This window comes from Streptococcus sp. HMSC074B11 (assembly GCF_001808705.1).
GTDB lineage: Bacteria > Bacillota > Bacilli > Lactobacillales > Streptococcaceae > Streptococcus.
Map to the genome: position 1 here is coordinate 59,593 of NZ_KV794274.1, position 9,857 is coordinate 69,449.

The 9,857-nt window shown below is 38.3% G+C and carries 4 protein-coding genes and 4 pseudogenes; 2 read left to right on the top strand and 6 right to left on the bottom strand.

Translation table 11 applies throughout. The annotated features are described in order from the left end of the window. Positions 1-557 precede the first annotated feature (557 nt). Both gshAB and HMPREF2619_RS11750 read left to right on the top strand, forming a co-directional pair. On the top strand, positions 558-2,804 hold the full coding sequence (gene gshAB, locus HMPREF2619_RS07080) for a bifunctional glutamate--cysteine ligase GshA/glutathione synthetase GshB (protein ID WP_070460363.1): 2,247 nt from the start codon (positions 558-560) through the stop codon (positions 2,802-2,804). Positions 2,805-2,940: 136 nt separating this feature from the next. After that, positions 2,941-3,262 (top strand): annotated as a pseudogene (locus HMPREF2619_RS11750) (transposase); the annotation flags it as partial. A gap of 296 nt (positions 3,263-3,558) precedes the next feature. Here HMPREF2619_RS11750 and HMPREF2619_RS11755 read toward each other — a convergent pair. From HMPREF2619_RS11755 to HMPREF2619_RS07105, 6 genes and pseudogenes are all read right to left on the bottom strand, one after another. Beyond that, positions 3,559-3,795: pseudogene (locus tag HMPREF2619_RS11755) on the bottom strand (hypothetical protein); the annotation flags it as partial. Positions 3,796-3,935: 140 nt separating this feature from the next. Next, positions 3,936-6,056, bottom strand: a complete 2,121-nt coding sequence (locus HMPREF2619_RS07085) for a heavy metal translocating P-type ATPase (protein ID WP_004250845.1) — start codon at positions 6,054-6,056, stop codon at positions 3,936-3,938. Positions 6,057-6,069: 13 nt separating this feature from the next. After that, a pseudogene (locus HMPREF2619_RS07090) lies at positions 6,070-6,273 on the bottom strand (CopY/TcrY family copper transport repressor); the annotation flags it as partial. A 151-nt stretch (positions 6,274-6,424) separates the two neighbouring features. After that, a pseudogene (locus tag HMPREF2619_RS07095) lies at positions 6,425-6,897 on the bottom strand (hypothetical protein); the annotation flags it as partial. An 88-nt stretch (positions 6,898-6,985) separates the two neighbouring features. After that, positions 6,986-9,115 (bottom strand): heavy metal translocating P-type ATPase, encoded by a 2,130-nt coding sequence (locus tag HMPREF2619_RS07100; protein WP_002926019.1) that lies wholly within the window; start codon positions 9,113-9,115, stop codon positions 6,986-6,988. After that, complete coding sequence (locus tag HMPREF2619_RS07105; protein WP_002926021.1) at positions 9,108-9,476, bottom strand: ArsR/SmtB family transcription factor; 369 nt, start codon at positions 9,474-9,476, stop codon at positions 9,108-9,110. Before HMPREF2619_RS07105 ends, HMPREF2619_RS07100 begins: the two co-directional genes overlap by 8 nt. Positions 9,477-9,857 lie beyond the last annotated feature (381 nt).

Here is a 9,857-nt window from a genome sequence, read left to right on the forward strand (position 1 = left end):
CGAATTTTTCATTTACCTGATACCCTTCAAGGAGATTTCTAATTATAAATCTACAAGATATCAATAAAAAAGAACACCCCGAAAGGTGCTCTTTGTAAGTATAGTCATTCTTTCGAAGAACGTTTACTAAATTGTGATGCTTTACGAGCTTTCTTAAGACCTGGTTTGGAAAGTATGGATTTCAGTTGGACTAAAAACAGCGTAATATCAAGGATTTTCTGAACAATATCTACTTTTTAATTTCATAAAATCTGAATCAATATTTTTAAAATAGGGGAATAGTTTAGGTCTGTAAGAATTAACTTATACACTTACAAGGTTTATTCTGATCGACTTTATAACTGTCTACGAAAAAAAGACAGAAATGAGAGATTGAGTGTGGGGAAAAAACTATTAGGTGTAGTTTCAATACTTCTACTAATGCTTTTGCTTATATTTAATACAAGTAAATAGTCAATTCGTCCGAGCATTTCCTTCTCCATCTCCGTAGCAGAAAGTTGAGTTTATTTAACAAACTGATAAAATAATAGAGAAACTAGTTATTTCGAGGCCTAATCATGAACCTATCAAACGTATTTCAAAAATTATCCCCAAATACTCCCATCTTACAAGCCACCTTTGGTCTGGAGCGCGAATCTCTACGAATCAATACTGAAGGCCGTGTCGCTCAAACGCCACACCCTGAAAAATTGGGTTCTCGCAGTTTCCATCCCTATATCCAGACAGATTATAGCGAACCTCAACTAGAGCTCATTACACCGGTAGCACAGTCGACCACGGAAGCTCGTCGCTTCCTCGGGGCCATCACCGATGTGGCTATTCGCTCAATGGATAAGTCAGAATATCTTTGGCCTTTATCCATGCCACCTGTGATTGTAGAAGAAGAGATTCAGATTGCCCAGTTGGAAAGTGACTACGAGTATCAATACCGAGTTGGTTTGGCAGAACGCTACGGCAAATTGCTCCAGTCCATATCTGGAATTCACTATAATTTTGAACTCGGCAAAGATCTGACCCAGCAGCTCTTTGAAGTCAGTGACTATGACGATTTACTGACCTTCAAGAATGCCCTCTATCTCAAGTTAGCTCAGAACTTCTTGTGTTATCGCTGGCTCTTGACCTACCTTTACGGAGCAAGCCCGCTAGCAGAAAAAGGGTTTTTGACAGATGAAATTGGTTGCGTGCGGTCGATTCGTAACTCCAACTACGGCTATGTCAATGCCCCCGATGTTCACATTTCCTTCTCTTCACTGGAGCAATACGTGACCGACATCGAAAACGCTGTTGGATCTGGGCAACTGTCCTCTGAAAAAGAATTTTACTCTGCCATCCGTTTACGCGGTGCTAAGACTAGCCGGGACTTTTTGACTAAGGGCATCTCCTATCTAGAGTTCCGCAACTTTGACCTCAACCCCTTTGAGCCACTGGCAATCAGCCAAGAAACACTAGACACCACCCACCTCTTTGCACTCGCACTCTTGTGGCTAGACGACATGGAGCAAGTCGACGAAGAATTAGCAGTAGCTGCTACTCTCAACAACCAAATCGCTCTCAGCCATCCCCACACACCACTTCCTAAAGAGGCTGACCCTAAACCTATCGTGACAGCCATGAAGGACATCGTCGCTCACTTTGGACTGGATGACTATTATAGCCAGCTTATCACTAAGGTGGAGGCCTCTCTTCTTGATCCACGTTTGACCCTTTCTGGAAAAATAGCAGAGCAGGTTGAAGAAGGGTCCCTTGAAAAATTTGGCCAACAACAAGGACATGCCTTTCATGACTATGCTTGGACAGCACCTTATGCCCTCAAAGGCTATGAAAACATGGAACTCTCCACCCAAATGATTCTCTTTGACGCCATTCAGCTGGGCTTGAACGTAGAAATTTTAGATGAGGAAGACCAATTTCTCAAACTCTGGCATGGTGACCATGTGGAGTACATTAAAAATAGCAACATGACATCCAAAGATAACTACGTAATTCCACTGGCCATGGCTAATAAGGTTGTGACCAAAAAGATTTTGGACAAGGCTGGTTATCCAGTACCTGCGGGAGCAGAATTTGCTAACAAGGACGATGCCTTGCGGTACTACGGACAAATAGCCAACTCTGCTATTGTTGTCAAACCCAAATCCACCAACTTCGGTCTGGGCATTTCCATCTTCCAAGAGTCAACAAGCCTTTCTGGCTATGAAAAAGCCCTAGACATCGCCTTTTCGGAAGATAGCCATGTGCTAGTCGAGGAGTTTGTGGCAGGGACCGAGTACCGTTTCTTTATCTTGGATGGAAAATGCGAGGCTGTCGTGCTCCGCGTCGCGGCCAATGTCGTAGGCGACGGAAGCTCAAGCATCCGAGAATTAGTCGAAAAGAAAAACCAAGACCCTCTGCGTGGCCGCGACCATCGCTCACCTCTTGAAATCATCAATCTGGGTGATATTGAATTACTCATGTTGGAACAGCAGGGTTACACACCTGATACAGTCTTGCCTAAAGGTAGCCAAACCTTTCTGCGTGGTAATTCTAATATCTCAACTGGAGGCGACTCCATTGACATGACTGACCAGATGGGCGAGAGTTACAAACAACTAGCTGCCGATATGGCGACTGCTATGGGGGCTTGGGCCTGTGGAGTCGATTTGATTATCCCAGACTACACCAAGCCTGCTAGTAAGGAGCTACCAAATTGCACCTGTATCGAACTCAACTTCAATCCTGCCATGTACCTGCACGCCTATACTTACGTAGGGCCAGGACAACGTATCACACCGAAAATTTTACGGAAGTTGTTTGGAGAGATATGAGAATAAGATCAGAGATTTTCTGAGCTTACTTTTTTATATTTGATAAATGGTAAAATATAGTGCAACAAAAAACTCATAGAGCCCAATCTCGTGTAAACTGTAAGTAACCACACTAAACAGAACACGGGAGAAATCTATAAGCTACCATCATATTACCATAATTGAGCGAATTAAGATAGAGACTTACCTAGAATTAGGTCTCAAACCCTGCCAAATAGCTAGAAAATTAGGCGTTCACAAATCAACCTTCTCAAGAGAATTAAGTGTGGTAATGACACTTACTCTGCACAAGCAGCACAAACACACAATGAACAATTGGCGAAGCAGAAGGGAAGAAAATCGAGTTAGACTCCTGTGAATTGAAGTAGGAAATTAAAGAGCGATTACAATCTTCATGGTCTCCAGAACAAATTTGTAGTCGTTATCAACTTGAAAATAGGTCCATGGTGTCCTTCAAAATCCAATTTGTAAAATTAAGCTAGAAAAAAAGCATCTCGTATTTTTGATACGAAATGCTTTTAATAAATGTAAATAAGTTTTAACGTTTACTAAATTGTGACGCTTTACGGGCCTTTTTCAAGCCTGGTTTGGAAAGTATGGGTTTCAGTTGGACTAAAAACAGCGTATTATCAAGGCTTTTCAGAACGATATCTACTGATTAATTTCATAAAATATGAATCAATAGATTATAAATAGGGGAATAATTTAGGTCTGTGAGCATTAAAATAATACACCTAACTTTGATCACCGTTTTTTAGTTATTCACTCTTTTTTCGGATAGTGTTTTTAAAGTTATAATGTAAAATGCCGCAACTAAAACACTATACATCATAATCGGAGGATAGAGAATTAAGGATAGAATCAATCCCACTCCTTTAATTATTAGGTCAGGTATCAATAACTTCCTATATTGTGCGGTAGCTTCAAGTAATTCTTTTTGATCTATATTGGGTTTATCAATTACTTTATGTAAAAACCAGTTTGCTACCGTAATAAATTAAAAATCGTGTTGGTAGAAAAATCGTCTACTTCTACCAACACGATTTTACAAAGAGCCAGTACTTACATCTCTTTTTATCCTGTAAAACTATTGTATCTTGATACTTTAAGAAGTTTCAATCATTCGATCTGTTAACCGTTATTTTTTGGATCTAAACGTAATAACATAGCATTAATGGCGACGATGACTGTTGACACAGACATTAGGATTGCTCCTAATGCAGGGCTTAATGTGATACCAATAGGAGCCAAAATTCCTGCAGCTAGAGGGATAGCTATAAAGTTATAACCAGCTCCCCAAAATAGGTTTTGTTTCATTTTACGAGTTGTTTTGTGTGCTAAATCAATGAATGATCCAATATCTCCTGGATCGGATTGAGTCAATATGACATCAGCTGAATCCAACGCAACTTGAGTTCCAGCACCTATAGCTATACCAACATCTGCTAAGGCAAGAGAAGGAGCATCATTTACACCATCACCTACCATGATAACTTTCTTTCCTTCATCTTTAAGTGTTTTAACTAACTCATATTTGTCTTGTGGAGATTGATTTGATCTATATTCAATCCCTAAATCTGCTGCCGCGCCTTGAGCCGCTTTTTCATTATCACCTGTCGCCATAATTGGTCGAATATTGTTCTTTTTAAGAGCTTTAATTAACTCTTTACTTGTTGGTTTTAATTCGTCCCCTAAAGCTACAGCACCAATGGCATCATCGTTTTCTACTAAGACACTAAGAGTTGCTCCTTTTGGAGTATCCATATCAAGATTACGTCCATAGGCTTTTTGACTGATTAATTGGTAACGGTGCCCACCTGCTTTACCCTCTACTCCAGAACCGGAAATCACATCAATCGAATCAAAAGATGCTGGACGTATATTTTGCTGCTCGGCGAAACTTACAATTGATTGAGCAATTGGGTGGCTAGATCCTCCTTCAATACCTGCCAATAAGGCAATGATTTCCTCTTTTGTATATTTGTCATTAAGAAGTTTTACATCTAATACTTTAAATTCACCAGTTGTTAAAGTACCCGTTTTATCTAAAATCATCACATCTGCATCTTGAGCTATTTCTAAGGCTTGGCGGTCTTTTACTAGTAAGCCACGGCTAGCTCCTAAGCTTGTGCTACGGGCGGTTACCAATGGAATAGCCAGACCCAATGCGTGCGGACAAGCAATAACTAATGTAGTAATAGTAAATATAACTGCCGTTGGGATATCTCCAATAATCATCCACACTACAAAAGCAATTAGCGCGACAATAACAGCAATATAGAAGAGCCACCCTGCAACCTTTTGCGCAATATTTTCTGCCCTGGAAGGCTGACTTTGAGCTTGGCTGATTAAATTCTGTACTTGAGAGATAAAGGATTGATCACCTGTCTCAAGCACTTTAATATAAAGAACCCCTTCTCCATTTGTTGAGCCCCCGATTACTTCATCACCAGGGCCTTTTTTTACTGCTTTTGACTCCCCAGTTAGAAGAGCTTCATTTAAACGTGATTCGCCACGATCGATAATCCCGTCTGCTGGCACATTTTCTCCGGCTTGAACACGAATTAAATCACCTACCTGTAAGTCAGCAACTGGTCGTGTTTCAATTGAATCGTCTTCTAATACAACGTGAGCATCTTTCGGCACTAACTTAGCCAATGCTGCTTGTGCGTCTCCTGCTTCTCCAATAGCTTTCATCTCAATCCAGTGACCTAATAGCATGATTAATAGTAATGAAGCAAATTCAAAGAAAAAGTCCATCAAGTGTTCACCCGTTACGTAGGTAATGATCACAGCATAAATACTGTATGAATATGAAACACTTAAACCTAAAGAAACGAGTGCCATCATTCCAGGTTCTTTTTGTTTAAATTCGTCAACTGCACCTTGATAGAATGGACGTCCACCATAAATAATTAATATAGTAGATAAAATAGCTACTACAATATCAGAATATGGAAAAGTAAACTGGAATGGTAGTTCAAATCCATGCAAAGGGACTAAGAGCATAATAATGATTCCTAGTGGCAATGACTTTAAGAAAAGTTCCTTAAAGCTTCCGTGATGATGGTGGGCATGCCCTCCGTGCCCACTGTGGTCATGCCCACTGTGCCCGCTGTGATTATGCCCGCTGTGATCATGCCCACTGTGATCATGCCCAGCATGATGTTCTTGATGTTTATCCTTATGGTCTCCATGTTCATCTGTGATTCCATGCTCGTGTTTTAACTTATCCATGTTGTCATTATTCATTTTAAATTCCTCCTTATGCTAAATGATGATGTAAATGACATTCGCATTGTCCTTCTGGACAATTGCAATCCACTTCTTCTAGTGCGAAAGATTTTTTCATCTCTAATATTTTTTCTAGTCGTTCTATATCATCGAAGCTTAAAACATGATCGTCAATGATACTTCTTATTACATTTCCGACTTTCTTATTGCAAATACGGTTAAAAATATCTTCTGCATCTGTGATATAAGTATTAAATTCTATTGTGCTCATTCTCCTTTCCCCCTAGTTGTCTACAGATGTGAACAAACATGTTCGAAGTAAGTTTACTATTGTAAACAAATTGTGTTAAGTATTTTTAACAAATGTAAGGAACGCTTATAGCTTTTTATCTCTCCCCTTCTATCTCATAATAATTTTCATAGTTTTTCCTATACTGAACAAGGTCAGAAAATTGTTCTTTTTTTCTTGCAATTTATCGAAGTTTGATAGTATTTCTTTTGTTTTTGGTAGCTTTTTATAGTTTTCTAAAATTTCTTTAGCGGCAATTTTATATACGGGAAGTTCGCTATAATACTCCTCTGCAAATTGTTTATCTTCAAGATTTTTCTTGTGGTATTTATAGATTTCACGATACTTATTTATAGTATTTATATTTTCCATATCTTGAGATAAACTCTTCATTTTAGTTTCAATGTTCTTTATTTTATCTAACAAATCTTGTCTATCATCGGCAGATTTTTTGATTAGATCATCGAGCTGGGTAATGGAATTAATGCCTTGTTCTCTTAATTTAATTATTGAATCTGCCATTGTTTTGATATTATGTTTCCTTGCCCAAACTTCATAACCTTTGGCACTGACCCCCGTAAATGAGAATTAAATAAAAACACCCAAAAAGTTAGATTTTCTGTCTAACTTTTTGGGGTCAGTACAACCATTTTAGAACCTATTCTTTGATTTTCAATAAGCGTAAACTGTTTAATGTTACAAGTAAAGTTGCTCCCATATCAGCAAATATCGCTATCCAAAGTGTTAACCAACCGGGCATGACCAAAAGTAATGCCACTAATTTAATCGCCAAAGAGAAGGTAATGTTTTGCTTGATGATTGCTAAAGCCTTACGACTTAATTTTATTGTATATGGCAATTTACTCAAATCATCAGACATTAAGGCGATGTCAGCCGTTTCTAAAGCTGTATCAGTTCCAGCACCACCCATTGCTACACCAACGGTAGATGCCGCAAGGGCTGGAGCATCATTCACGCCATCTCCGACCATCCCCACACTTTGATGTTTTTCTCGAAGTTCTTTAATAAAATTAAGCTTATCTTCTGGAAGTAAGTCAGCTTTAATATCCGAAACACCAACTTGTTTTCCGATGGCTGTTGCCGTTCTTTGGTTATCGCCTGTTAGCATCACTGTTTCGATTCCCATATTGTTCAACTTGCCGATAACTTCTTTAGACGATTCCCTCATTTCATCGGCTACGGCAATAAACGAAAGAATTTCTTTTTCTGTTCCTAACACCATCACCGTTTTACCTTGAGTTTGCATATCGGCAATTTTTTCTTTTTTATCGCTTGAAATGCTTCCGTGTAATTCCTCAAAAAGATTTTGACTTCCCACATAATACATTTCATTATTTATTTTGGCTTTAACGCCTTTACCTGTAATGGATTGAAAATCCTCTACTGTTACTTCATTGAATTTTAATCCATTTTCTTCTGCTTTTCGCATAATCGCTGAAGCAAGAGGGTGCTGCGATCCTTTTTCAATGGCTGATGTTATGGTTATTAATTCATTTTCATTTCTACCATATGTCACAATGTCTGTTACAGCTGGAATCCCTTTGGTTAATGTTCCTGTTTTATCAAAGGCTATCGCTTTTAAGTGTCCTGCTGCTTCTAAATGGATACCACCTTTAATTAATACACCATTTTTCGCTGCATTTCCTATTGCTGTAACCACAGCAACTGGAGTTGAGACTACTAAGGCACAAGGACAACCAACCACTAATACAGCTAATCCTTGATAAATCCATTGGCTCCAGTCTCCGCCAAATAATGGTGGAACTACTGCAATTAAAAGAGCTAGTATGACAATAGCTGGTGTATAGTATTTTGCAAATTTCTCGACAAACGCTTGAGAGGGGGCCCGTTCTGCTTGGGCTTCTTCTACCAAGTGAATGATTTTTGAAAGAGTGGTATCTTCAACTCGTTTTGTTACTTTAACCTCAAGTAACCCTTCTTCATTCAAGGTTCCTGCAAATACTTCATCATTTGTGATTTTCGTTACTGGAACACTTTCACCTGTAATCGCAGCCTGATTTAATGTCGATGTACCTTTAACCACTATTCCATCCATTGCTAACTTTTGACCGGGCTTAACTATCATGATGTCTCCAACTTGAATCTCATCAACATGAATCATCATTTCTTCATTGCCTCGTCGAATTAACGCTTCTTTTGGGGCAATATCCATTAAAGATTCAATAGATTGACGTGCTTTATCCATTGAATAACGCTCTAATGCTTCACTAATCGCAAATAGGATAACAACGGTTGCCCCTTCACCCCATTCACCAATAATTGCAGCTCCTATAATGGCAATAGTCATAAGCGTATTCATATCGAAATTTAATCTGCTTAAATTTTTGAGACCTTTAATAAATAACGAATATCCACCGATTAAAATGGACGCTGCATAACCAATTGTCGGTAGAACATGCTCTTCACCATACTGCTCTCCTAAGAACCAGCTAACTACAAGTAAAAGAGCTGATATATATACCTTAATGTTTTCTTTCTGCTTCCAAAAAGGTTCTCCTTCTACCCTTTGTTCTTTTTCATCTCGAATTTTTAAATTTTCAAATGCTCCTGCTTTTTCTAATTCTTCAATGGTTGTCGTCCCTTTAACATAAACTTTAGATGCTCCGAAATTTACTTTCGCATCCTGAACACCGGGAAGTTCTTTAACATTATTTTCAAAAATGGCTGCACAGTTCGTACAAGTAAATCCTTGAACACGATAGGCTTTCATTTCTTCTTCGAACTGTTTTGCTTTCCCACTAGACATTGATCTTCACCTCTTTCTTAAGTGCCAATGCAATCATCATAATTTGTCTGATATGCTCATCATCTAATGAATAAAATGCAAGTTTTCCCTCTTTTCGAAACTTAACAATCCCTTGCTTATGGAGCGTTCGTAGGTGATGAGAGGCATTTGCAACCGTAACACCTATAATATTTGCAATATCACACACACACAGTTCGTCATCTTGACACAATGCATAGGTAATTTTTGCTCTATTTTTATCTGCAATAGCTGTTAACATTTGGGCAACACTAGAAATATCTACTGTCTGTAAATTCCCTTGTATTCGATTGACCTTTTCTTCGTCATAACAATAAATTTCACAAGTATCTTTGTTAATCATATTCTCACCTCAATATCATTCAAGTATTTGCTTGAACATAGTATAACCCTTTTCATTAATTAAGTCAAGTGTTTTTTGGCACTGACCCCCGTAAATGAGAACTAAATAAAAACACCTCCAAGTTGGATTTGACACAATATAATCAAATGCACATGGAGGTGTCTTTTTATTAAATTCTCACTTTTTGGGGTCAGTCCCTTAAAACATGCTATTTTTATCATTGATAAATATTAATAGCTAACTTTCCGAAAAACAACTATTTTTTATACAAAAAAGACATCCAAGAGAAAATTCTTGAATGTCTGTAAACGTTGATAGTATCGTATTGATTAACGTTTTGAGGCAACTGACTTGTCAGGTTGCAGCCACATTTGTAAGCGA